Origin of the sequence: Achromobacter sp. Bel (genome assembly GCF_012928505.1) — a bacterium.
Classification (GTDB): domain Bacteria; phylum Pseudomonadota; class Gammaproteobacteria; order Burkholderiales; family Burkholderiaceae_B; genus Achromobacter.
In genome coordinates this window covers 48,352-72,218 of record NZ_JABBJN010000012.1, presented here as the reverse complement: position 1 = coordinate 72,218, position 23,867 = coordinate 48,352, and the positions used below count along the sequence as shown (strand labels likewise).

Here is a 23,867-nt window from a genome sequence, read left to right as displayed (position 1 = left end):
AGGGGATTGCGACATTCTTGCGGGTAGATTGCGACAGTCCGCGGGGGTATGCTTGGCGTCATGAAAATCGCCGCTCCGCGGCACCCGTTGCCCGGACTTTCCGCCCCAATGAAAAACGTCGCTTTCCTATTGCCGACAGGAACGAATATCGCTTCCTTGGAGACCGCGCGCCATGGCTTCCTGGTCGCCAACGAATACCTGGCCGCGCAGGGGCGTGAACCGCGTTTCCGGGTGCGTACGCTGGCGCTGACCCGCGAGGTCAGCCTGGACGACGGGCGCATCAAGGTGCAGGCCGACATGGTGCTGGCCGACGCCACGGACATCGACATCTGCATCGCGCCGCCGTTGCTGGGCGCCGTGTCGGATGCCGTGCTGTCCAACCGCGAACTCATCGACTGGTTGTCGCGGCACCACCGCGAAGGCGGCGAAGTCGCCAGCCTGTGCATGGGCGCCGCGCTTTTGGCGGCGGGCGGGGTGCTGGACGGGCAGCAGGCCGTGGTGCATTGGGTGGCGCAGAACCTGTACGCCAGCCTGTTCCCGAACGTGCAGTGGGTCAGCGACCGGATCGTCATGGCCGACAACGGCATCTACACCAGCGGCGGCGCGTTTTCAGCGGCGCATCTGGTGCTGCACCTGATCGAGAAATACACGGACCGCGACACCGCCATCTGGTGCGCCAAATACTTCCAGCTGGACTGGAGCCGGCAGAGCCAACTCCCTTTCGCGGTGTTCATGGGCCAGAAGGGCCACGCGGACGATGTCGTGCGGGCCGTGCAGGATGAGATTGAAGGCCGCTACACGGAGAAGATCACCGTGGAAGCGCTGGCCGACCGTCATGCGATGGGCCGCCGCACGCTGGAACGGCGGTTCCGGCAAGCCACGGGAAACAGCATCGTGGAATACGTGCAGCGGGTCCGTATCGAAGCCGCGAAGAAGCGGCTGGAGACCTCGCGCAAAAGCGTGTCGGAAGTGATGTACGAGGTGGGCTACAACGACACCAAGGCGTTTCGCGACATCTTCAATAAATACTGCGGCATGTCGCCGGTGGGCTATCGCGAACGCTATCAATGACCCTGCGCGCGGATTCCAAAAGTGGCTATATGAACTGCTTGGGATTGGCTATCTGACTTAGCGCCAATTTCCCCTATCATCTTTGGCATTGTCCCTAACCGTGGAACATCCATGCCCGAGCTGACCCAAGCGCTGAAAGCGCGCATTCTCGCGGCCGTCAATGACGGCTATGCCGACCAGACCGATACGCTGGCGCAGTTGGTCCGAATCCCGTCCCAGCGCGGCGAAGAGGCAGCCGCGCAGGATTTCATGGCGGCGCAGTATGAGGCGCGGGGCTATGAGGTGGACCGCTGGCAGATCGACATCGATGCCATCAAGCACATGCCGGGCTTCTCGCCGGTAGCCGTTTCGTACGACAACGCGTTCAACGTGGTAGGCACCCACCGCTCGCGAACGCGCCAGGGCCGGTCGCTGATCCTGAACGGCCATATCGACGTGGTGCCGGTGGGGCCCCGGTCGCAGTGGAGCCGCGATCCCTACGACCCCGCCATCATCGACGGCTGGATGCATGGCCGCGGCGCGGGCGACATGAAATCGGGCCTTATCGCCTGCATGGCGGCGTTGGACGCGCTGCGCCGGGTAGGGCTGCAGCCGGCGGCGGACGTGTTCCTGCAATCCGTGGTGGAAGAGGAATGCACCGGCAACGGCGCGTTGGCCTGCCTGCAGCGGGGCTACCGCGCCGATGCCGCATTCATTCCCGAACCCCTGCTGCCGATGCTGATGCGGGCCCAGGTCGGGCCCATGTGGTTCCAGGTGCAGGTCGATGGCGATCCCCAGCACGCGTCGGCGGCGTTTTCCGGCGCAGGCGCCAACGCCATCCAGAAAGCCATCTTCATGATCCAGGCGATGGACGAACTGGAAGAACGCTGGAACGGCCGCAAATGCGAGCACACCCATTTCTGCGACCACCCGCATCCCATCCGCTTCAACCTGGGCAAGATCGCCGGCGGCGACTGGCCTTCGAGCGTGCCCGCCTGGTGTACCTTCGACATGCGCGTCGCGGTGTTCCCGGGCCAGAGCCTGGAGGCCGCCCGCGCGGAGATCGAAGCGTTCGTCGCGGAAGTGGCCGCGCGGGATCCTTTCCTCGCCAAGCACCCGCCCAAGGTGATCTACCACGGCTTCATGGCCGAAGGCTATGAACTGAAGGATTCCGAGGACGTCGAGGCGGCGCTGCGCGTCAGCCATGAAGCGGTCTTCAATGAGCCGCTGCAGGAATACGTCACCTCGGCTGCGACCGATGCCCGGTTCTACGGCCTCTACGCCGATACGCCGGCCATCGTCTACGGCCCGGAATGCCGCATGCCGCACGGCAACGACGAGTCGGTGAACCTGGAATCGGTGCGCAAGGTGACGCAGACCATCGCATTGTTCATTGCCGAATGGTGCGGCCTGGAAGAGATCGCCGCATGACGATCCGCAGCACGGCGACTCCGACGACCGAACAGGCGCTCTTTGCGGCCGAAGCCCCGAAACTGACCATCGACGATGCCCAGGCGATTGCCTGGGACGTCTTCGGGCTGCGTACCCAGGCGGAATTGCTGAGCAGCGAGCGCGACCAGAACTTTCACCTGCGCCTGGACGATGGCAGCGCCTATGTCCTGAAGGCCACTCATCCCGCCGAGGATCCGGCGGTGACGGACTTCCAGACGCAGGCGCAGCTTCACCTGATGCGCGCCGACAGCAGCCTGCCGGTGCCGCACCTGCTGTTGACGCGCGACGGCCGCTACGTGCATTGGCACGATGGGCCGGCGGGCGTACGCCGCGCCATCCGGGTGATCACCTTTCTGTCCGGCACGCCGCTCTACAGGACCCCACGCAGCGCGTCGCAGGCGCAAGCCCTAGGTCATGCGCTGGCGGGCTTCGATCTGGCCTTGCGGGGGTTCGAACATCCGACTGCGAACCACACGCTGCTGTGGGATCTTCAGCACGCTGAACAGATGGCGGATCTGCTGGCCGACATCGAAGACGCTGGTCAGCGCGCGCTGGCCGAGCGCACCCTGGCGCGGTTCATGGCGCATGTCCGGCCGGCGCTGCCGGGCCTGCGCCGCCAGGTCATCCACAATGACCTGAACCCCTACAACGTCCTGGTGGACGCGGCGCAGCCCGACCGTATTTCGGCCATCCTCGATTTCGGCGACATGGTGCAGGCGCCGCTTGTGCAGGACCTCGCGGTGGCCTGCTCGTACCTGCTGGAAGATTCGGCCAGCCCGCTGGATCGCGCTGCGCTGTGCGTGGCCCGCTACCACCGCCTGAATCCGCTGACGTATCCGGAGATCGCGCTGCTGCCGGACCTGATTGCCGCGCGCCTGCTGCTGACCGTGGCCATCACGGGCTGGCGTGCCAAGCAGCACCCCGAAAACCGTACCTACATCCTGCGCAACAACGCCCCGGCCTGGATCGGCCTGGCGCGACTGGCGGCTTTGCCGCAAGGGCGCGCCCGAGACATTCTGTCGCGGGCCTGCGGCGCCACTTTGGAGAATCCTGCATGAGCAAGGACAAGGCCATGTTGAACGCGTTCGACCCCGCTGCCGCCGGCAGCCTGCCCGCCGCCGAGCGAGCCCTGATCGAACGGCGCCAACGCGTTCTTGGAACGGCCTATCGGCTGTTCTATGACAATCCGCTGCACATCGTGCGCGGCGAGGGCGTGTGGCTGTATGACGCCGCCGGAGAACGCTACCTGGACGCCTACAACAATGTGGCGTCGGTGGGGCATAGCCATCCGCGCGTGGTCGCGGCCATTGCCGAGCAGGCCGCGGTGCTCAATACGCATACGCGCTATCTGCACGACGGCGTGGTGGAGTACGCCGAGCGCCTCGTGGCCACGTTTCCGTCCGCGCTGTCGCAAGCGATGTTTACGTGCACCGGCAGCGAGGCCAACGACCTGGCGCTGCGCATCGCGCGCAGCCACACGGGCGCCAGCGGCGTCATCGTGACGGAGCTGGCCTACCACGGCGTTACGGCCGCTGTCGCGGCGGTGTCGCCCTCGCTGGGCAAGACCGTGCCGTTGGGCGTCGACGTGCGTGCCGTGAGCGCGCCCGACACCTACCGGCACGATCCCGCAACGATCGGCGCGTGGTTTGCCGCCCGGGTGCAGGAGGCCATCGACGATATGTTGCGCCATGGCATACGTCCGGCAGCGCTGCTGGTGGATACGGTCTTCTCCAGCGACGGTGTCTATACCGATCCCGCGCCGTTCCTGGCGCCCGCCGTCGAGGCCATCCGCGCCGCCGGCGGGCTGTTCATCGCCGACGAAGTGCAGGCGGGTTTCGCGCGCACCGGTTCGTGCATGTGGGGCTTCCAGCGTCATGGCCTGGTGCCCGACATCGTCACCATGGGCAAACCCATGGGCAACGGCCATCCGATAGCCGGTGTGGTAGCGCGTCCCGAGATCTTCGAACGCTTCGGCCGCGACGCGCGCTACTTCAACACGTTCGGTGGCAATCCGGTCTCCAGCGCGGCGGCACTGGCGACGCTGGATGTCATCCAGGACGAAGGCCTGCAGGCAAACGCGGCGCGCACCGGCGCCTATCTGCGGGATAAGTTCCGCGAGATGGCGCAGAAGCATCCTTGGATCGGCGATGTGCGCGGCGACGGCCTGTTCATGGGCATCGAACTGGTCAAGGACCAGGCGGCCAAAACGCCGGCCACCGAAGAGACGCACCGATTCGTGAACTTGATGCGCGAACACCGCGTGCTGCTGAGCGCCACCGGCCTGCGCGGCAACGTCATCAAGCTGCGGCCGCAACTGCCGTTCAGCCTGGACAACGCGGACCAGTTGATGCATGCGGCCGACGAGGTGTTTGCCAAGCTGTAGGGACGGGCTGGCGCGGGAGCCATGGCTTGCCCGCGCGACGGTCCACTCAGGCCGGCGCCGCGCGGCGTCGCCTGGGGCGTGCTGCGGGCGCCGTGCTGCTGGCGCGGTCAAGCGCGCGCGCGAAGCGCTCCACGCCCGCCGGAATCTGCGATCCGGGCACGCCGCCGTAGCCCAGCACCACCGCGTTGCGGTCTCCCTGGGCGTGATCGGGCAGGAAGTGGGGCTGGCCCAGCACGATATTCTCGGCTTGCGCGTGGGCGACCAGTTGCGATACCGACACCCGCGGCGACAGGCGCGCATACACGTGCAGCCCCGCCCGGGCCTGCGACAGCTCGACCATCGGGCCGACTTGCCGCAACAGTTCTTCCCGCAGCAGGCGCTGGCGTTCCGCGTACTCCAGCCGCATGCGCTTGATGTTCTGCGAGAAATGCCCGTCATCCATGAAATCCGCCAGCGCGGCCTGCAGATGCAGGTGCCCTGGCCGGTAAATACGCGAGCAGGCGTTGGAGAATGCGTGCGCGATATGTTCTGGAACGACCATGTAGCTCATGCGCAGCCCGGCGAACATGGTCTTGCTGAACGTACCCATGTAGATGACGCGGCCGTCGGTGTCCAGGCCCTGCAGGGACGGAATCGGCGCACCGTCGTAGCGGAATTCGCTGTCGTAGTCGTCTTCAATGATCCACAACCCGCTCGTGCGCGCGGCTTGCAGCAGTTCCAGGCGTCGCGCCAGCGGCATGACGACACCCGTGGGATATTGATGCGAAGGGCTGCTGATCACGAGGCGCGTGCGTTTCGGCACTTTGCTGGTGGAAAGGTTCAGGCCCCCTTCGTCGACGTGGGCGGGATGGACGCGGATGCCCGCCGCGGTCAGCAGCGGCGGGAAGGCCCAGTGACAGGGGCTTTCCACCAGCGCGGCGTCGCCGGTGTCGGCCAGCAGGCGGGCGCAGAGGTCGACGGATTGGTGGGTTCCGGCAGTCACGATGACCTGTTCCGGCTGGCAGACGACCGAGCGCGAAATGCGCAGGTAGTTCGCGATGGCCTCGCGCAGTGGCGCGAAGCCCGCGCCATCCTTGGAATAGCCAGCCAACGCCAGGTTCGATTTGCCCAGGTGGCGCGACAGCAGCCGCCTCCAGACATGGAAAGGGAACAGCGTCGCGTCCGCAATGCCCGGCACGAAGGCGCCCGTGTGCTGCCCCAGTCCGCCCGTGCCGCCGCCCGTGACTTCGCCGCGGGTGGACAGCCCCAGGCGCTGGCGGGCCGCCGTTTCCGGGGAAGGCGCCGCCAGCGGACGTTCGCCGGTGTGTTCGACGAAGGTGCCGCTGCCCTCGCGGGCGGTGAGATAGCTCTCGGCGATCAGCCTGTCGTAAGCCAGGGAGATCGTTATGCGTGAAATCCCAAGCTCTTCGGCCAGCGCGCGCGAGGACGGCAGCCGTTGCCCGGCGACCAGGGTGTGGTCGAGCACTGCCCGGCGCACGATCTCGTAGATCTGCCGTTGCAAGGGCTGCTCGGATTGCCGCGAGAGGGCCCCGGCAAGGAGATCAGAGAGAAGCACTTCTTTCATCAAGTGGCCTTAGAACATTGGCATTTGTGGCTATACAAGATATAGCCAGTCGCTGCTATCGTCAATCACAGCCATCAAGGCATACAAGGGGAATTAAATGGACAGCAAGAGCAGCCGGCGCCAGCCGGTTCGCGCAGCTTCGGCGGCATTCTTTGGCACCATGATCGAGTGGTATGACTTTTACTGTTACGCCACCGCCGCGGCGCTGGTGTTCGGCGATGTGTTCTTCGCGACCGACGATCCCTTCATGGGTACGCTGGCTTCGCTGGGCACGTTTGCCATCGGCTTTTTCGCGCGCCCGTTCGGCGCATTGATCTTCGGCCACCTGGGCGATCGCGTCGGTCGCAAGCAGAGCCTGATCATCACTCTGATGGTGATGGGCATTGCGACCACGCTGATCGGGCTGCTGCCGTCCTATCACTCCATTGGCCTGGCAGCGGTCATCCTGCTGGTGGCGTTGCGGCTGGTGCAGGGCATCGCCGTGGGCGGGGAATGGGGAGGCGCCGTGCTGATCGCGGCCGAGCACGCGCCACCCAAGTGGCGCACGTTGCTCGCGTCCGCGCCGCAGTACGGCAGCCCGATTGGCCTGATCCTCGCCACCGGCGTGTTCCGCATCGTCTCCGACCTGCCCAAGGAAGACTTCCTGAGCTGGGGCTGGCGCCTGCCCTTCATCGTGAGCGGCCTGCTGGTGCTGGTGGCCTTCGTCATCCGCCGCGGCGTGAACGAAAGCCCGGAACTGGAAGAGCGCCTGAAGGAAAAGCGCAAGGAGCACATTGCGCCGATCAGCCTGGTGCTGCGCGAGCGCAAACGCGCGCTGGCGTTGGGAATCGGTCTGTGCCTGCTGGGAATCTCGGGATTCTATTTCGTGACGACCCTGATGATCACCTATACCACCACGTACCTGAACATCACCCGCCCGCAGATCCTGGACGTGGTGACCTGGGCCGGCGTGGTCGAACTGATCAGCTTCCCTCTCGCTTCCTACGTGGCGATGAAGATCGGCGAGCGCCGCTTCCTGGTGTACGTGACGGCGCTGGCCACGCTGTGGTCCGTGCCGATGATGATGCTCATCCTGACGGGCAACATCACCAACATCGCGATCGGCATCCTCGTGGCCATCTTCCTGATCGGCGCGTATTACGCCGTTCTGGCCCCGTACCTGCCGCGCGCGTTTCCGATCGAGATGCGCTATACCGGCATTTCCCTCAGCTTCCAGCTTTGTGGCGCGATCTTCGGCGGCACCACGCCGCTGGTGGGGCTGTGGGTGGCGCACAAGTTCGGCCTGAACTGGCCGCCCCTGGCGCTGATGTTCGCCATCATCGCGGGCGCGAACTTCCTGTGCGCGGTGTACCTGCCCACGGATGAGCGCGACGCCGCGCGCGCCGCGGCCCGCAACCGCAGCTTGACGCCGCAGCGGTCGTGAGTCGGCCAGCTACGAGCTGAGGTGCGTCCCGGTTCGTAGCCGGGATCAATGCCACGTGCCCGCCGCCCCGGTGCGTTGATGGCAGGTGGCCAGCACGCGGTTTGAGCGCATGACGTCAATCATCAACGACCTGCTGTTCCTGTCGCATGCGTGAGTCGGCCGCATGGCGATGGACCTGAACGACATGTCGTTGCGCGAAGAGGCCGCCAAGACCACCCAGTATGTCGAACCGCTGTGCGGGGGCAAGGACCTGACGGTGACGCTCAGGGGCGATGCGCGGCCGATTGTCGGCTGCGCGTCAGGCAAGCGTATCGGTTTGAATTTTGATGTAAAAATTTGTAGGTTATTATCTCGCGGCTTGCGTGATTTGAATGAAAGCCGCATCAGGCATACGCCTGGGTTAATAACCGTCAGATTCAAAATCCGGTATGAAAACGAGAAACAAGAAAGCACCGCATTACGCCACGCAATATGGCGAGTTGGCCAGAAATGAATTTCCCCCAGGTATGACGCGCCGCCCGCTGGCACTCGCGATCTCCCGCAGTTTTGTCCCGGCATGGGCAGTGGGCGGCGCGATGCTGCTGAGCTCGGCGATGGCGCATGGGACGGTGATTGCCGTCGGTGATATATACGAGCTGCCATTTAATCCCCTGGGCAACGCGCCGGTCCATATGGCGGGCGGCACATTGGTGGCGCATTTGGACGCTGCCCTTACGCCGTTGCAAAAACTCGTGTTCGACGAGAATACGGGTAACGTGGTGAAGGCAAGCCAATTTGCCACGCTGACGATCGGTGGCGGCGTGGATTTGCAGGGCATTGCGCAGTTTGGGGACATGGGGGGGGAGGGCGTTATTCAATTGACGGATGGCGGGCCAATCTCCGTCGGTCCGCAGGGTACATTGATCGTACTCGGCGGCACCTTGGCCAATGCCGCAGGGCAAGACGCGCTTGGCAAGCTGACTCGCCAGGCGACGTCCACCGTTGTATGGCGGGACAGCACATTGGACTTTCAGGGCGGCACCGCTTACATCAAGAACCTTCAGGGAAGTGGAACCGTCAATGTCGGATTCGGTTCGCAGGAAGCCTTAGTCGTTGAGCAGGGCAACTTTGCGGGCGCGCTGCTTGGCGGGTCCATGTTCAAGAAGGTCTCCTCCGGCACGCTTGTGCTCCAACATGACCAGGGCATCGCCGGCGCCATCGAAATTGCGGACGGAACGCTGCAAGTGGGCGGAACGGGAAGCTACGGCAGTTCGGGACAGGGCATCCTCAATAACGGCTCGCTGGTGTTCAAGGGGTTCACGGGCGGTGTTTCGGGGGATATTTCGGGCTCCGGCAACCTCAGCGCGACAGAACATTCGCTGGTCGCGCTGACCGGCACGAACACGTACACCGGCACGACGAAAATCGACCCTACGTCGCAGATCATCCTTGCCGACGCGGGGGCGCCGGTGGACTCGTCGAGTACGCTGGGAACGGGTGCGGTCTTGAATGAAGGCAAGCTCAGCAATCAACGAGCCGGCCGCACGCTCATTGCCAATGGCATCTCGGGGTATGGAGCGGTATTTCACAGTAGCCCGGGCTGGTTGACACTGGCGGGAGACAACACCTACAGCGGCGGCACGGAAATCACCAGCGGCGGTACGCTGGAAATCGGCACCGGCGGTTCGGCGGGCAGTCTGGGAACGGGATATTTGACCGCCGCTGCGGGGAGTACGCTGATCTTCAATCGTGGCGATGATTTCTCTGTGGCTAACAACATGTCGTATTCGGAGTCGACCCTTATCAAACAGGGCGCCGGCACGATGACCGTCACGGGCTCTACGGGTGGTTTCAATGCACTGGTGGACATCCAGAGCGGCACGATCCGCTATGTGAACGGGCCGGGCTCATCGATGATCCCACCGGGAAACATTAATATTGCGCAGGGTGCGCAAGTGGTTTTTGATAATGCCGAGATCTTTCCTTCCGGCGAGCGGTTTACGGGGCAGGGGACGATCCGCAAGACAGGTGCGGCCCGATTCCATTACTCGGGAGACGGCTCTGGATTTTCCGGCTCCACCATTGTCGACGGGGGAGAACTCTATCTGGCGAACGGCGCGCTGGGCGGCACCGTGACCATCAACGCCGGCGGACGCCTGCAGGGCACGGGCCGCGTCGGGACGACGGACATCCTGGCGGGCGGCATGCTGGTCAGCTCGGGCTATTCCCGCTTGCGGATCAATGGCGATTTGTCGCTCAAGGACGGATCCACGTTCCGCTACTACCTGGGCGATCCTGGCCCCGACGCGGCCAACGCCGGCACGACCGGTTCCACCCGGGTGGTGGGCAACCTTGACTTGAACGCCAAGCTGCAGATTCGCGACAATGCGCAGCCGACCATCGGCTACTACCGCTTGTTCACCTACGGCGGTACGTTGAGCGGGAACGGGCTGACGCTGGACACGATCCCGGCAAACCATACGCGGGACCAGTTCTTGATCGACACCACGCGTGCCGGTTTCGTCGACCTGCGCGTGGCTCCCCTCACTACGCCTGGTGCTTTGCTCGTCTGGACCGGTGGCTCAGGAACATGGGGATCTGGTGGCATGCAGTGGGAGGCGGATGGACAGTCAGGCTGGTCGGGCACGTGGGGCCAGCAGCATGCTGTATTCAAAGGCACCGCCGGCCAGGTGTCGGTCTCTGGCACCCAGGCATTCAAGGGCCTGCAATTCCTGACCGACGGATGGCAGATCGGCCCGCTCGCAGGCGCCGGCGGGGCGTTGCAGACGGTGGGCGACGGCAGCGAACTGCGTGTGCTTGCCGGCGTGACCGCCACGGTGGGCGCGCCGATTCAGGGCTCCAGCGTGTTGGACAAGACGGGCGGGGGTACCTTGGTGCTGAACGGCGTGAATGTCCACACCGGCGGCACCCGGTTGTCCGAAGGCGTGCTCAGTGTGTCGCAGGACGCCAGCCTGGGCGATGGCGCAAGCGACTTGATGTTCAACGGCGGCACGCTGCGCGTGACAGGCCAGAGCTTCTCGCAGACGTCGCGCAATCTGCAATGGAGCACGCAGGGCGGCGCGTTCGATATCGCGTCGGCCACCAATGTCTTCACCGTGAGCCAGGCGCTGTCGGGCGCCGGCGATCTGGTGAAGCTCGGCGCGGGCACGCTGGTGCTGACGGGCAACAACGCCTACGGCAACACGCGTGTCGAAGCAGGCACGCTGGTGGGCAATACGGATTCGATCCGCGGCAATCTGCAGAACAACGGTTTCGTCGTGTTCAATCAGGCCACTAGCGGAACGTTCGGCGGCGACATCTCGGGCTCGGGCGAAGCGACCAAGGCTGGCGCGGGTGTCCTGACGTTGTCGGGCCGCAGTGCGCAGAACTGGCGCGTGACGGCTGGTACGCTGGCCGCCTCGGGCGGCGCCTTGTCCGGCAATGTGGACGTGGGAGCGGCCGGGGCGTTGCATCTGGACGCCCCGCAATCGAGTACCTATTCGGGCGTACTGTCCGGCACGGGCGGCTTTTCCAAGACCGGCGCAGGCATGTTGGCATTGATCGGCGACAGCGCGGGTTTTGCCGGAACCACCCGCATTGATCAAGGCATCTTGTCGGTCGGCATCAATGGGCAAGGCAAGCTGGGTGGCCAAGTGACGGTGGCCCAAAGCGGCGTGTTGCAAGGCACGGGTACCGTAGGCGGCACCACCGTGCAGGCGGGTGGTGTCATCGCGCCAGGGAACTCCATCGGCACGCTGCATGTGGCGGGCGACCTGACGCTGGAAGCCGGTTCGGTATACCGCGTTGAGGCGGACTCGCAATCCAACGAGAGCGACCGCATTGCCGTCAGCGGCACGGCCAATCTGGGCGGTTCGGTGCTGCATGTGGGCCCGGACGGCAATCTGGCGGGCGAGCGCAGCTATACCATCCTGACCGCCAACCAGATCAACGGGGCATTCTCCTCCGCGTCGTCCGAGTTTGCGTATCTGGACGCGAATCTGGGCTACGAGGCGCAGGCCGTCACCTTGCGCCTGGACCGCAAGCGCGTGCCGGTAGAACCCTCCACGCCGTCCACGCCGGGCACCCGTCCGATGCGCTTTGCCGACGCGGCAGGCACGTCAAACCAGCGCGGCGCCGCGAATGCGCTGGACAGCCTGTCCGGTGCGAACCCGCTGTATCAGTACGTGCTGACCTTGCCGGAGGGCGCACCCGCCGGCGTGTTCGACAGCCTGTCCGGTGAAGCGCACGCCAGCGTGACGTCCGGGCTGAACAATCTGAGCGGACTGTCGCGGAACCTGCCGTTCAAGAGCCTGCGCGCCAATCTGGATGCCGGCCTTGCGCCGGGCGCCGCCACTGCGCAGGCAGGCGGCACGACGCCGGCGTCGGCGTTGCCGGGTTCGATGGCGCAACCCGCCTGGGCCGAGCTCGTCGGCACCTGGCAGACGCTTGGCGGCAACGACAACGCATCTCGCGTGGATCAGCGAACCGGCGGCTTGTTCGTCGGCGCGGACCATGCGGTGGGCGGGGGTTGGCGTCTCGGCGGCGCATTGGGCTATACCGACAGCCGCATCCGTGTCGATGCGAATTCGTCCAAGGCGGATGTCGACAGCTACAGCGCCACGGTCTACGGTGGCAAGGCCTTCCAGGCCGGGCCGGGCAAGATCAACCTGCTGGTCGGCGCCGGCTACACCTGGCACGACATTTCCACGACGCGCAACGTCGCGGTCGCGGGCCAGCAAGACAAGCTGACCGCCGACTACGGCGCCAGCACGGGCCAGCTCTTCACTGAAGTGGGCTATGCGTGGCCGGTGGCCGAGCGGACGCAGCTGGAGCCCTTCGCGGGCGTGGCGTGGTCCGACACGCGTACCCGCGGCTTCCAGGAGTCGGGTGGCGTGGCGGCGCTGAGCGGGCAAAGCAACCGCAATTCGCTGACCACGACGACGCTGGGCCTGCGCGGCAAGACGACGTTCATCGCAGGCAAGACGGAAGGCGTGCTGCGCGCCGCCGCCGGTTGGCGCCATGCGTTCGGCGACGTCGAATCGCAAACGCGCCTGGCGTTCAACGGCAGCCAGCCGTTCACGGTCTCGGGTGCGCCGCTGGCGCGTGACGCGGCATTCACCGAACTGGGCGTGGATATCGCAGTGTCGCGTTCTGCCACCATCGGCATCACCTACAGCGGCCAGTTCGGCGGCGGCAATCGCGAGAACGCCGGTTCCGTGGGCGTGACCTGGCGGTACTGAGCGTGCGTAAGCAAGACCGTCGCTGAGGCCGGGTCGCCGCGGGGGCCGAGAGGCTTTCGTGGCAGTGCCCGGTGCAAGGCCAGACGCCGCCTGCGGGCGGCGTCTGCCGTTTCAAGGGCCGTTTCAGGTCGTCGGCAGCGCCTTCCCGACGCTTGCCGCCAGCATCTGCGCCGTGGCTGCCGACAGGGTCCACCCCAGGTGGCCATGCCCGGTGTTGTAGAACACGCCGGGCCGCTTGCCCGGACCGACGCGCGGCATCATGTTGGGCGTCATGGGACGCAGGCCGCACCACGGCACCACGCGGGATGTCCGGATGCCGGGAAAGTGCTTGCGCGTCCAATCGACCAGCGGCTGCACGCGTTCGGCGCGGATGTCCATGTTGAAGCCGTTGAACTCCGCCGTGCCTGCCACGCGGAAGCGGTCGCCCAGCCTGCTGGTGACGATCTTGGAGGCTTCGTCCAGCAAGCTGACGCTGGGCGCGGCCGCCTGGCTTTGTGCGTCGTCCAGATGCACGCTGATGGAATAGCCTTTGACGGGATAGATATTCAGCGAATCACCCAGTTGCCGCGCGAACTTGCGGCTGACGGCGCCAGCGCAGATGACGATGGCATCGGTCTCGTGCTGTTCGCGCACCGTGCCGTTGTTGCGCAGTACGTCCAGCACATAAGGATGGTTGTCGCGGCTGATCTGGCCGACATCGGCATCCTGCATGAAGGTGACGCCAAGGCGTGCGCATGCCCGCGCCAGCCCACTGGTGAATTTATGGATGTCGCCGGTGGCATCCGACGGCGTGTAGAAGCCGCCATAGCAATCCGTCTGCAGCGTGGGTTCGATGTTGCGGGCTTCGCTGCCCGACACGGCAAAGCGCTCCAGGCCGCCTGCCTGCAGCAGCGTGTTTGAACGGCGGGCCGCGTCGAAACTGGCCGCGTCGTGATAGATATGCAGAATGCCCCGGCGCTCCAGGTCGAAATCGATGCCCTCGGCCTCGGCCATGTCGAACAGGTGCTGCCGCGCTTGGATCGCCAGACGCGTGGTGGCGATGGTGTTTTCCCGGTAATTGGGGATCTGCGCCATGAACTGCGCCAGCCACGAATACTTGTGCCAGCTGAACGCGGGATTCAGCAGAAGCGGCGCGTTCTTGCGCCACATCCAGCGCAATCCTTTCAGGACCGTGGCGGTGCTGTTCCAGACTTCGGCGTTGCTGGCCGACAGCTGGCCACCGTTGGCGTAGGACGTTTCCATGGCGGGATATCGCTGCCGGTCGTAGACGGTGACCTGGTATCCCAGTTTGGACAAGGCATAGGCGGACGTGACGCCGGTGATACCGGCGCCAATGATGGCGATGCGGGGCATGATGGCTCCAGATTGAGTGGCCGCGGCCCGAACTGGCCGTTGCACCCCATCTGTCTTGGTACCTGAGAGCTTCACCCGCTGCGCTGACGGCGGCGGGATCCCCTTCGGTGGGCGCGCACGGCGCCTCTCTCCAGATTGTCTAGACGCGCGCAGTCCTGTTGCCTGAGAGTTTCCGGGGCGGTTGCTCCGTCGGCGCCGGCCGCAAGGGCCAGTCTCTTCTGCGCGGTTTTGAATCGACGGAATAGAGAATAGCCAAGTTCTTGTCGGATTGGATTCAGGGTAAGTACTATGTCGGGCGATCAACAGCAGCCCGAAATGAAGGAATAGGATCATGAGATTGAACGTTGAGCGGACCCGGCGCCTTGCCTTGTCGGGGCTGGCGTTTCTTGCCCTGGCGGCAGGCGCCTCGCAGGTCTTTGCCGCGCCGACGCATCCCGTGGACCCGACCGAGGCCGGCCGCACGATCGACGACGCCGCGCAGGCCGTGATGCGCGAATACGGCGTGCCCGGCATGGCGATCGCCATCACCCGGGACGGCCGGCAGCAGTTCTACAGCTACGGCGTGGCGTCGCGCCAGACGCAGGCCAACGTCAGCCGCGATACCCTGTTCGAGGTGGGCTCGATCAGCAAGACCTACACCGCCACCTTGGCGGCCTATGCGGAAGTGCTGGGCAAGTTGTCGTTGAACGACAGTCCGGCACGGTTCCTGCCCGTCTTGCAGGGGTCCGCTTTCGGGAAGCTGACGCTCGTCCATCTGGGCACGCACACGGGCGGGGGCTTTCCGCTGCAGGTGCCCGACGCCGTGCGCAACGACGCGCAGTTGATGGACTACCTGAAGGCCTGGACGCCCCAGTACCCGGCAGGCACGCACCGCACCTACGCCAACCCCAGTATCGGCATGCTGGGCGTGGTGGCGGCCAAAAGCCTGGGCCAACCGTTCGCGCAGGCGATGGAAAAAACGCTGTTCCCGAAACTGGGTCTGACGCACACGTACATCGACGTGCCGGCCGACGCGTTGGGGGACTACGCGCAGGGCTACAACAAGCAGGATGCGCCGGTCCGCGTGAATCCCGGCGTGCTGGCGGCAGAAGCCTATGGCGTGAAGACCAGCGCGCGCGATCTCTTGCGTTTTGTCGAGGCCAACATGGATACGTCGGGCGACTCGGCCATCCAGCGCGCCGTCGCGCGCACCCATGTGGGCTACTACCGGATCGGGGATATGACGCAGGACCTGGCGTGGGAACAACTGGCCTATCCTGTCGCGCTGGACGCACTGCTGACGGCCAACGCGGGCACGCTGAATAGCCAGAGCCATCCGGCGACCGCGTTGAATCCGCCGCTTGCGCCGCAGCAGGCGGTGTGGATCAACAAGACCGGATCGACCAACGGCTTCGGCGCGTATGTGGCGTTCGTGCCGGCCAGGAAGATGGGCATCGTGATCCTGGCCAACAAGAACTATCCGAACGAGGCCCGGGTGAGGCTGGCTTACCGGATATTGGAAGCACTGCGCTGAGCGTCAGCGCCGGGGTTCAGGGGCGGCAGGGGCGCCGCCCGCGCGCGGCAGCAATCCCATCACGTCCAGCCGCTCGCACAACTGTCCGAGACGCTCCATTTTGTAGGCGTCCACGTCCATGCCGGCGTAGTCGTAAAAGCCCTGGCCGTCGCGCAGGCCGTTGCGGCCTTCCTCCATGTTGCGGGCAATGACGTCTGGCGAGGCGAAGCGGGGGCCGATTTCGGCGGCCAGGTAGCGCGACGCGTAATAAAGGATGTCGCCACCCCCCCAATCGATGAACTCCAGCAATCCCAGCACCGAAAAGCGCAGCCCGAAGCCCAGCCGCACGGCGGTGTCGATGTCTTCGGCGCTGGCGACGCCTTCCTCCACCATGCGGGCGGCCTCGTTCATGGCCAGGGCCTGGATGCGGGGCACGATGTAGCCGGCGGACGGCGCGCACTGCACCGGCACCTTGCCGGCCTGGCGCAAGGTGTCCAACAACTGCTCCAGGGCGGCGTCGCTTGTCGTCGGCCCGCGGCTGACTTCCACCAGCGGGATCAAGGCGGCCGGATTCAGCCAGTGCGCGTTCAGGAAACGCTCGGGGTGCGGCACCAGTTCGGCCAGTTCCGTGACGAGGAAGGTGGACGTGGTGGAAGCGATGACACCGTCCGGCGCGCATGTCTGCCCCAACCACTGGAAGGCGTCCCGCTTGGCGTCGAGCCGTTCCGGTACGGCTTCGAATACGATGCGCGCCGCCCGCAGGTCTGTCATGGCGTTGTCGCGCCGGCACAGGCGCACGCGACGCATGGCGGCGTCCGTCTGGGCGGCGTCCAACAGGCCCAGCCGGCTGAGCGTGGCGAGCTCGCGCCGCAGGTTGGCCGCTACGCGCGCGTCGTGCTCCGATTGTTCAGCCGATGATCGCGGCTTGATGTCGATCAGCGTCACGTCCCGCCCGGCCAACAGGTACGACAAGGTGATGCCTTCGCCCATGCGGCCGGCGCCGATTACGCAGATTCTGTCGGCCATGGTCAGCATCCTTGCGCCAGCAGTTCGGCCATGCCGCTGCGCGACAGGCGGTCAAGCCCCAGGCGTTCCAACGTGCGGCCTTCCGCGTACAGGTCCCGGCCGGTGATCGCGCTGGCCACGCTTAGCAAGCCTTGCGCCACCGGGGTCGGCACGCCCGCCCACCGACCGGTAGACACCAGGAACGACAGCCCTAGCCGCGTGTCTTCCAGCATATAGCGGTGGGTGTGCAGGTCGATGGTTTCGCGCCAGTCGCCGCTGTCGGTGAGCTTGCCGTGGGCGCCTCGGCCGTACATCCATTCGTCGCCTTCGCTGGCGTAGTGATCGGCCAGCGGGAAGTGCGGCGCGGCGTAGCCCAGCGCCTCGCGGATCGCGATGCGTTCGGCGTCCAGCGCATCGGTCACGCGGCGGATCGAGGCCTGCGTGCCTTCGTTGTGGATGTCCCACTTGTCGAAGTGTTCCAGCGGACCGGCGTTCATCATGATGAGCGGCGGGTGGATGATGGGGCCGGCGTTCATCAGGGCGCCGGACAGGGCGTCTTCGACCGGTTCGATGGCCGGGTAGGCCTGCCGCAGCAGCGCCAGCGCCTCTTCAGAGAGGCGGCTGGGAAACACGCCGGTAGGCAGGCGCGTCGCGTAGCCGCTGACGACGACGGCGTTGCCGTGTTTGCGGGCCAGGTAGGGCAGGGTGCCGGTTTCCGCGTAGGCCACGCGGGCGGGGTTGCCGGCGTGCTTCTGCGCGCGGGCGAAGAGGTAGCTGCCGAAGGTGCCCGGCGGCAGGAATACCACCTGCCCGTCCTGCAACAGCGGCGCCAAGTCAGGGGCCAGCGCGTCGTGCGTCGTGGAGGGCAACGGGATGACCAGCAGTTGCGCATCGGCCACCGCGTCGCCCAAGGCGTCGGCCAGTTGCAACTGGCCGGACCCGTGGCCCAGCGGGACGCGGCGCGTGCCGCGGTAGTCGGTGAGGGTCAGCGCGCCCTCGTCACGCAAGCCTTCGAACGCCGCGCCGTCGCGCCGCCACCAGCGCACGTCGTGCCCCTTCTCCGCCAGCTCGCCCGCCGCCGCGTAGCAGCCGTGGCCGCCGCCTATGACGCTGATTCGCATGATCAAGCTCCTTCTATGAAAGCTTGATCCTAGCGACGGTGACCTGCGGGGGCTGCGCTAAACGCGCAAGCGCCGTTCCGATCCGGCAAGGGAATGGCCGGGCCTATCCGCGATGCCGCCGCAAGGTGTCCGACGGCAGGCAGCCGTAGCGCTTGCGGTAGTGCGTGGCGAAATGTCCGAAGCTCGCCACGCCATGGCGCAGCAGGATGTCGGTCACGCTGTCGCCCGTGCGCGCGGCTTCAAGCGCCGCATGGACCAGTGCCAGGCGCTGGTTGCGCACATAGTCGCTGGGGCTTTGCTTCAAGAACTGCGTGAAGCCGTTTTGCAGAGTGCGGATCGATACGCCGCAATACGCGGCCAGATCCGCCAGCGAAATCGCTTCGTCGACATGCGTCTCGATGTATTCGCGTGCCCGGCGCACATGCTGGGGCAGGGGCTGCCGGCGGTCCGCGCGCAGTTGCGCCGAATAGTTGTGGGGCAGCTGGGTCAACAGCAAGGCCAGCAGATAATCGGAAAAGCCCGCGGCCAGCGTCTGGGTGACGCCGTCGATGGCGGGATGCTGGTACAGCCGGCACAGGTAGTCCAGCGTTTCGCGCACGGCGGCCAGGCCGGGGGCGTCGGCGTCCACCTCCAGGTCGAACACCAGGGCGTGGCGGATCGGCCGGTCCAGCAGGCGTTGCAGCTGCTGTTCCAGCGCCTGCCGTTCCACGCGCAGGATCAGGTTGCGGCAATCCCGCCCGATGCTGATCACGCTGGGTTCCGACGGCGACGAGATCGTCAGGCCGCCTTCGCGCATCGGGGCGCGGCGCTTGCCCAGCGTGACCAGGCCCGTCCCTTGCAGCGTGATGCGGATCAGGTAATAGCTGGCGATGTCTCCGGCGTCGATTTCAACCTCTGCGCCGTAGTGCAGGTCGAACAGCGCCGCGCTGCCGAAGAACACGCCGTACAGCCGCGATTGCAAGGGTTTCCCCTGGGCGACGCACATGCGGTGCGACCACAGGTGCTGGCTGACCTGGTCCTTGATCTCGGTGGCGTTGCCCGAGTCCAGCAAGCAATGGCGGTTCAGCGGATAGGTGTCGTTGAACATGCTTTCCTGCGCGGTGGGAACAGTCGTTGCGTCCGGCGTATAGAGCCGGTTTGCGCAAAGACCTACAACAGATGGACAAACGGGACGCAGTCCGATCCCGGCACACTCCAAGGGAACAACATGACTGACGCCACCCGGCAGCAAGAGGCAGGACGAAGCTACGCCTATGAGTGGTACGTCGTCGTGATCTGCATGCTAGCGTACATATTTTCCTTCGTCGACAGACAGATCCTGGCGCTGATGATCGAGCCGATCAAGCAGGATCTGCAGTTGTCCGACACCCAGTTCAGCCTGCTGCACGGCTTAGCGTTCTCTTTGTTCTACGCCTTCATGGGCATTCCCATCGCCTTGCTGGCCGACCGCTATTCGCGCCCGAAGATCATCGCGATCGGGGTGGCGTTCTGGAGCCTGGCCACCGCGGCCTGTGGCTTGTCCCGCAACTTTGCGCAGATGTTCCTGGCGCGCATTGGCGTGGGCGTGGGCGAAGCCGCCTTGTCGCCCGCCACCTATTCCATGCTTAGCGACATGTTCCCGCGCGACAGGTTGGGGCGCGCGGTGGGCATCTATTCGATCGGGTCGTTCATCGGCGGCGGCATGGCCTTCCTGATCGGTGGCTACGTGATCAACCTGCTGAAAAGCGTGGATATCGTGGTGGTGCCGTGGATCGGCGCGATGCGGCCGTGGCAGGTCACGTTCTTCATCGTGGGGCTACCCGGCCTGCTGGTGGCGCTGCTGATCCTGTTGACGGTGCGCGATCCGCAGCGGCTTGGCCTGCGCCGCAATGCCGCCGGCCAGGCGCAAAAGCCCACGTTGCGCGACACCGCGCGTTTCCTGGGCCGGCACCGGGGCACGTTCTTCTGCCATTACCTGGGCTTTTCGTTCTACGCCATGGTGCTGTTCGCGCTGTTGGGCTGGACGCCCGCGTTCTACATACGGAAGTTCGGCATGTCGCCGGTGGAGGTGGGCTACATGCTGGGCGTGGTGGTGCTGGTGGCCAATACCGCGGGCGTGTTCTGTGGCGGCTGGCTGATGGACTGGCTGGCCAGGCGGGGCTATAGCGATGCGCCGCTGCGCGCTGGCGTGATTGGCGCGGTCGGCATGGCCCTGCCGGCGGTGGCCTTCACGCAGGTGGACAGCCTGTGGTTGTCGGTGGGCCTGCTGCTGCCCGCGATGTTCTTCGCATCCTTCCCGATGCCCACGTCCACGGCGGCCATGCAGATCCTGCCGCCCAACCAGATCCGCGCCCAGGTGTCGGCCCTGTTCCTGCTGATCTCGAACTTGATCGGCCTGGGTCTGGGGACCACGGCGGTCGCCTTGCTGACCGACCGCCTGTTCAAACAGCCGGCGGCCGTGGGGCAGTCGCTGTCCATCCTGGTCGGAGGGGCGACGGTGCTGTGCATCGTGTTGCTGGCGGCGGGATGTGCCCGCTACCGGCGCAGCCTGGCATTGGAGGACGCCGCGGCGTTTGCGCACTTGCAGGGCGCTGGTACACAGTGAAAAATGGCCTGCATCGATGCCGCACGCCGCGGCCGTCACCTGAACAGGAACTTCCATGACGCTTGCCTCCGCAACCCCCTCCCTGGCCGACCTGCGTGTGGACGGCGCGCGCTTGTGGCAATCGCTGATGGACCTGGCCCGCATCGGCGGCACCGAAAAAGGCGGCGTGTGCCGGTTGGCCCTGACTGACCTGGACAGGCAAGGCCGCGACCTGTTCGTCAATTGGGCGATGGAGGCCGGCTGCGAGGTGCGCGTCGACGCCATCGGCAATATCTTCGCGCGCCGGCCGGGCCGCAACAACAGCTTGCCCGCCGTCATGACGGGCAGCCATATCGACACCCAGCCCACCGGCGGGAAATTCGACGGCAACTATGGCGTGCTGGCCGGGCTGGAAGTGCTGCGCACGCTGAACGATGCGGGGGTGCAGACCGACGCGCCGCTGGAACTGGCGGTGTGGACCAATGAAGAGGGCTCGCGGTTCGTGCCCGTGATGATGGGGTCCGGCGTATACGCGGGCGCCTTCACGCTGGAGCACGCATTGTCGCAGCAGGACCGCGACGGCGTCAGTGTGCGCGAAGCCTTGTGCGGCATTGGCTATGACGGCGCCGCCGCCGTGCCTCCGGCGCAGCCGGACGGGGTGGGCGCGTACTTCGAGGCGCATATCGAACAAGGGCCGGTGCTGGAAGCCGCCGATACCGTGATCGGCGTGGTGACGGCCGCATTGGGCCAGCGCTGGTACGACGTGGTGCTGACCGGCGTGGAAGCGCATGCGGGCCCCACGCCCATGCCGCTGCGCCGCGATGCCTTGCTGGCGGCTTCCGAGCTGGTGCTGGCCGTGAACCAGATCGCGCTGGCGCATGCGCCCAACGCGCGCGGCACGGTAGGTTGGATGGACGTGTTCCCCAATTCCCGCAACGTGATTCCCGGCCGCGTGCGCTTGACGGTTGACCTGCGGGCGGCCGACGACGCCACGCTATCGGCGATGGACGCCGCGTTACGCGCGGCGGCTGAGGCGGCAGCGGCGGCGCGGGGCGTTACCGCCCAGGTGGATCAAGTGGTGTACTTCCCGCCGCAGCCGTTCGCGCCCGCGCTGGTGGATTCGGTACGCGAAGGCGCCAAGGCCTTGTCGATGTCCGCCCTGGACGTGGTCAGCGGCGCAGGGCATGACGCTGTCTACCTGGCGCGCGTGGCACCGGCGGCGATGATCTTCGTCCCGTGCAAGGATGGCATCAGCCATAACGAGATCGAGGACGCGCGTCCCGAGCATCTGGAAGCAGGATGCAACGTCCTGCTGCGCGCCATGCTGGCGCAAGCCGGCGTGGCGGCATGATCCGCTTGCGCGCATACCCGCACCACGTCGGCGCATCTTGCGCTGCCGTGGTGCCGTCCGCCGGCGCCGCGCGCCGTTCCTGACTGCATTTCCCAGGCCAAGCCCTGGGGGCTCCAGTGCCCTGCATATGGCACAGAATTTGCTTATACAAATTCTGTGTACTAAGTCTGTGCACGTGACCCTGGAGAACCGCAATGCAGACACGGAGTATCCGCATCAAATCCCTGGCCGCCGCGCTGGCGCTGACGGCGGCAGGCGCCGCCATCCTCACGCCGGCCATGGCGCGTGCCGAAAAGGTGCTGCGCATCGGCATGACGGCGGGAGACATTCCGCGCACGCTCGGTCAGCCCGATCAGGGCTTCGAGGGCAACCGGTTCACCGGTATTCCGATGTACGACGGACTGACCCAATGGGACCTGTCCAAGCAGGACGGGCCCAGCGTGCTGATCCCGGGCCTGGCCTTGTCCTGGGAGGTGGACGCCGCCGACAAGACGATCTGGGTGTTCAAGTTGCGTCCGGGCGTGAAGTTCCATGACGGATCGGATTTCAATGCGGACGCGGTGGTGTGGAACGTGGGCAAGGTGCTGGATAAGAGCGCGCCGCAGTTCGATCCCAGCCAGGTAGGCGTGACCGCCTCGCGCATGCCGACGCTGGTGTCGGCCCGCAAGATCGACGACCTGACGGTGGAACTCAAGACCTCGGAGCCGGATTCGTTTCTGCCGATCAATCTGACCAACCTGTACATGGCGTCGCCTGCGCAGTGGCAAAAGAAGCTGGCCGCGGTGCCGGCGTCCGTGACGGATGCGGCAGAGCGGTCGCAGAAGGCCTGGGCCGCGTTTGCGGCCGACGCGGCGGGCACCGGCCCGTTCAAGATGGCCAAGTTCGTGCCGCGTGAACGGCTGGAAGTCGTCAAATACGACGCGTACTGGGACGAGAAGCGCCGGCCGAAGATCGACCGCGTGGTGATGCTGCCGCTGCCGGAGGCCAATTCCCGCACCGCCGCGCTGATGTCCGGTCAGGTCGACTGGATCGAGGCGCCGGCGCCCGACGCGTTCGAGGCGATCAAGGCCCGGGGCTTTGTCATCTATTCCAACGAGCAGCCGCACGTGTGGCCGTGGCAACTGTCGTTCAAGGAAGGGTCCCCGTGGCTGGACCAGCGCGTGCGCCAGGCCGCCAACCTTTGCGTGAACCGGGGCGAGCTTAAGCAATTGCTGGGCGGCATGATGGCCGAGCCCAAGGGCACCGTCCCGCCGGGGCATCCCTGGTGGGGCAACCCCAAGTTCGACATCAAGTACGACCCGGACGCCGCGCGCAAGCTGATGGCGGACGCGGGCTACTCCAAGGCCAAGCCGGTGAAGGTCAAGGTGCAGACCTCCGCGTCGGGTTCGGGCCAGATGCAGCCGCTGCCCATGAACGAGTTAGTGCAGCAGAATCTGAAAGACTGCTACTTCGACGTGAGCTTCGACGTGGTGGAGTGGAACACCCTGTTCACCAATTGGCGCAAGGGCGCGAAGGACCCGTCGGCCAACGGCAGCGACGCCATCAACGTCAGCTTCGCGGCCATGGATCCCTTCTTCGCGATCGTGCGGTTCGTCAGCACCAAGACCTTCCCGCCCACGTCGAACAACTGGGGCTACTTCGGCAACGCCGAGATCGACGGCCTGATCAAGGATGCGCGCACGACCTTCACGCCCGCGGAACGCGACGCCGCGCTGGCCAAGCTGCATGCGCGCGTGGTGGAGGAGGCGCCGTTCGTCTGGATCGCGCATGACGTCGGGCCGCGCGCGATGTCCCCGAAGGTCAAGGGCGTGGTGCAGCCCAAGAGCTGGTTCATCGATATCGCCACGATGTCGATGGATTGATGTTGAACGCGAGCAGGACGCTGCGCCGT

16 protein-coding genes and 1 riboswitch are annotated in these 23,867 nt (G+C 65.7%); of the genes, 11 read left to right on the top strand and 5 right to left on the bottom strand.

Annotated elements, in window-relative coordinates; genetic code table 11:
* Positions 1-108: 108 nt before the first annotated feature.
* The 4 genes from HG262_RS10235 to HG262_RS10220 all read left to right on the top strand — a co-directional run bounded on the left by HG262_RS10235 (position 109) and on the right by HG262_RS10220 (position 4,885).
* The gene (locus HG262_RS10235; RefSeq protein ID WP_211187139.1) at positions 109-1,071 is read left to right on the top strand and encodes a helix-turn-helix domain-containing protein; all 963 of its coding nucleotides are present in this window, start codon (positions 109-111) and stop codon (positions 1,069-1,071) included.
* A 111-nt stretch (positions 1,072-1,182) separates the two neighbouring features.
* Entirely contained in the window at positions 1,183-2,481 is a 1,299-nt protein-coding gene (locus HG262_RS10230) for an ArgE/DapE family deacylase (protein WP_169270913.1), read from the top strand.
* The gene (locus HG262_RS10225) at positions 2,478-3,560 is read left to right on the top strand and encodes a phosphotransferase (RefSeq protein WP_169270912.1); all 1,083 of its coding nucleotides are present in this window, start codon (positions 2,478-2,480) and stop codon (positions 3,558-3,560) included. Before HG262_RS10230 ends, HG262_RS10225 begins: the two co-directional genes overlap by 4 nt.
* Complete coding sequence (locus HG262_RS10220; protein ID WP_169270911.1) at positions 3,557-4,885, top strand: aspartate aminotransferase family protein; 1,329 nt, start codon at positions 3,557-3,559, stop codon at positions 4,883-4,885. The genes HG262_RS10225 and HG262_RS10220 overlap by 4 nt, the downstream gene beginning before the upstream one ends.
* A gap of 46 nt (positions 4,886-4,931) precedes the next feature.
* Here the strand turns inward: HG262_RS10220 and HG262_RS10215 are convergent, their stop codons facing one another.
* Positions 4,932-6,449 (bottom strand): PLP-dependent aminotransferase family protein, encoded by a 1,518-nt coding sequence (locus HG262_RS10215; protein ID WP_169270910.1) that lies wholly within the window; start codon positions 6,447-6,449, stop codon positions 4,932-4,934.
* A 97-nt stretch (positions 6,450-6,546) separates the two neighbouring features.
* On the opposite strand from HG262_RS10215, the gene HG262_RS10210 reads away from it, so the two are divergent.
* The 3 genes from HG262_RS10210 (at position 6,547) to HG262_RS10200 (ending at position 13,091) form a co-directional block, all read left to right on the top strand.
* Positions 6,547-7,872 (top strand): MFS transporter, encoded by a 1,326-nt coding sequence (locus tag HG262_RS10210; RefSeq protein WP_169270909.1) that lies wholly within the window; start codon positions 6,547-6,549, stop codon positions 7,870-7,872.
* 163 nt (positions 7,873-8,035) lie between these two features.
* The gene (locus tag HG262_RS30840) at positions 8,036-8,365 is read left to right on the top strand and encodes a hypothetical protein (RefSeq protein ID WP_211187138.1); all 330 of its coding nucleotides are present in this window, start codon (positions 8,036-8,038) and stop codon (positions 8,363-8,365) included.
* Between the two features lie 13 nt (positions 8,366-8,378).
* On the top strand, positions 8,379-13,091 hold the full coding sequence (locus HG262_RS10200) for an autotransporter domain-containing protein (RefSeq protein ID WP_169270908.1): 4,713 nt from the start codon (positions 8,379-8,381) through the stop codon (positions 13,089-13,091).
* A gap of 123 nt (positions 13,092-13,214) precedes the next feature.
* On the opposite strand, the gene HG262_RS10195 is transcribed toward HG262_RS10200, so the two are convergent.
* On the bottom strand, positions 13,215-14,444 hold the full coding sequence (locus tag HG262_RS10195) for a D-amino acid dehydrogenase (protein ID WP_169270907.1): 1,230 nt from the start codon (positions 14,442-14,444) through the stop codon (positions 13,215-13,217).
* A 140-nt stretch (positions 14,445-14,584) separates the two neighbouring features.
* A riboswitch (glycine riboswitch) is annotated at positions 14,585-14,675 on the bottom strand.
* A gap of 106 nt (positions 14,676-14,781) precedes the next feature.
* On the opposite strand from HG262_RS10195, the gene ampC reads away from it, so the two are divergent.
* A complete protein-coding gene (gene ampC / locus HG262_RS10190; protein ID WP_211187143.1) occupies positions 14,782-15,957 on the top strand; it encodes a class C beta-lactamase in 1,176 nt (391 codons plus the stop codon).
* A gap of 3 nt (positions 15,958-15,960) precedes the next feature.
* Here ampC and HG262_RS10185 read toward each other — a convergent pair whose 3' ends face one another.
* From HG262_RS10185 to HG262_RS10175, 3 genes are all read right to left on the bottom strand, one after another.
* Positions 15,961-16,971 (bottom strand): 3-hydroxybutyryl-CoA dehydrogenase, encoded by a 1,011-nt coding sequence (locus HG262_RS10185; RefSeq protein ID WP_211187136.1) that lies wholly within the window; start codon positions 16,969-16,971, stop codon positions 15,961-15,963.
* Positions 16,965-18,062 (bottom strand): NAD/NADP-dependent octopine/nopaline dehydrogenase family protein, encoded by a 1,098-nt coding sequence (locus tag HG262_RS10180; RefSeq protein WP_169270904.1) that lies wholly within the window; start codon positions 18,060-18,062, stop codon positions 16,965-16,967. The genes HG262_RS10185 and HG262_RS10180 overlap by 7 nt, the downstream gene beginning before the upstream one ends.
* A gap of 103 nt (positions 18,063-18,165) precedes the next feature.
* A complete protein-coding gene (locus tag HG262_RS10175; protein WP_169270903.1) occupies positions 18,166-19,149 on the bottom strand; it encodes an AraC family transcriptional regulator in 984 nt (327 codons plus the stop codon).
* 120 nt (positions 19,150-19,269) lie between these two features.
* Here HG262_RS10175 and HG262_RS10170 point away from each other — a divergent pair, with 120 nt between their 5' ends.
* From HG262_RS10170 to HG262_RS10160, 3 genes are all read left to right on the top strand, one after another.
* Positions 19,270-20,646, top strand: coding sequence for an MFS transporter (locus tag HG262_RS10170; RefSeq protein WP_169270902.1), 1,377 nt, complete (start codon positions 19,270-19,272; stop codon positions 20,644-20,646).
* Between the two features lie 55 nt (positions 20,647-20,701).
* Positions 20,702-21,976 carry a Zn-dependent hydrolase gene (locus HG262_RS10165; protein WP_169270901.1) on the top strand — a complete coding sequence of 425 codons (1,275 nt, stop codon included), beginning with the start codon at positions 20,702-20,704 and terminating at the stop codon, positions 21,974-21,976.
* Between the two features lie 194 nt (positions 21,977-22,170).
* The gene (locus HG262_RS10160) at positions 22,171-23,838 is read left to right on the top strand and encodes an ABC transporter substrate-binding protein (RefSeq protein ID WP_169270900.1); all 1,668 of its coding nucleotides are present in this window, start codon (positions 22,171-22,173) and stop codon (positions 23,836-23,838) included.
* The last annotated feature ends 29 nt before the right edge of the window (positions 23,839-23,867 follow it).

Coding starts and splice junctions, on each gene's coding strand:
- HG262_RS30840 (WP_211187138.1), top strand. CDS start 8,036: ATGGCGATGGACCTGAACGACATGTCGTTGCGCGAAGAGGCCGCCAAG.
- HG262_RS10180 (WP_169270904.1), bottom strand. CDS start 18,062: ATGCGAATCAGCGTCATAGGCGGCGGCCACGGCTGCTACGCGGCGGCG.
- HG262_RS10215 (WP_169270910.1), bottom strand. CDS start 6,449: ATGAAAGAAGTGCTTCTCTCTGATCTCCTTGCCGGGGCCCTCTCGCGG.
- HG262_RS10165 (WP_169270901.1), top strand. CDS start 20,702: ATGACGCTTGCCTCCGCAACCCCCTCCCTGGCCGACCTGCGTGTGGAC.
- HG262_RS10220 (WP_169270911.1), top strand. CDS start 3,557: ATGAGCAAGGACAAGGCCATGTTGAACGCGTTCGACCCCGCTGCCGCC.
- HG262_RS10185 (WP_211187136.1), bottom strand. CDS start 16,971: ATGCTGACCATGGCCGACAGAATCTGCGTAATCGGCGCCGGCCGCATG.
- HG262_RS10170 (WP_169270902.1), top strand. CDS start 19,270: ATGACTGACGCCACCCGGCAGCAAGAGGCAGGACGAAGCTACGCCTAT.
- HG262_RS10175 (WP_169270903.1), bottom strand. CDS start 19,149: ATGTTCAACGACACCTATCCGCTGAACCGCCATTGCTTGCTGGACTCG.
- HG262_RS10160 (WP_169270900.1), top strand. CDS start 22,171: ATGCAGACACGGAGTATCCGCATCAAATCCCTGGCCGCCGCGCTGGCG.
- HG262_RS10225 (WP_169270912.1), top strand. CDS start 2,478: ATGACGATCCGCAGCACGGCGACTCCGACGACCGAACAGGCGCTCTTT.
- HG262_RS10230 (WP_169270913.1), top strand. CDS start 1,183: ATGCCCGAGCTGACCCAAGCGCTGAAAGCGCGCATTCTCGCGGCCGTC.
- HG262_RS10210 (WP_169270909.1), top strand. CDS start 6,547: ATGGACAGCAAGAGCAGCCGGCGCCAGCCGGTTCGCGCAGCTTCGGCG.
- HG262_RS10195 (WP_169270907.1), bottom strand. CDS start 14,444: ATGCCCCGCATCGCCATCATTGGCGCCGGTATCACCGGCGTCACGTCC.
- HG262_RS10200 (WP_169270908.1), top strand. CDS start 8,379: ATGACGCGCCGCCCGCTGGCACTCGCGATCTCCCGCAGTTTTGTCCCG.
- HG262_RS10235 (WP_211187139.1), top strand. CDS start 109: ATGAAAAACGTCGCTTTCCTATTGCCGACAGGAACGAATATCGCTTCC.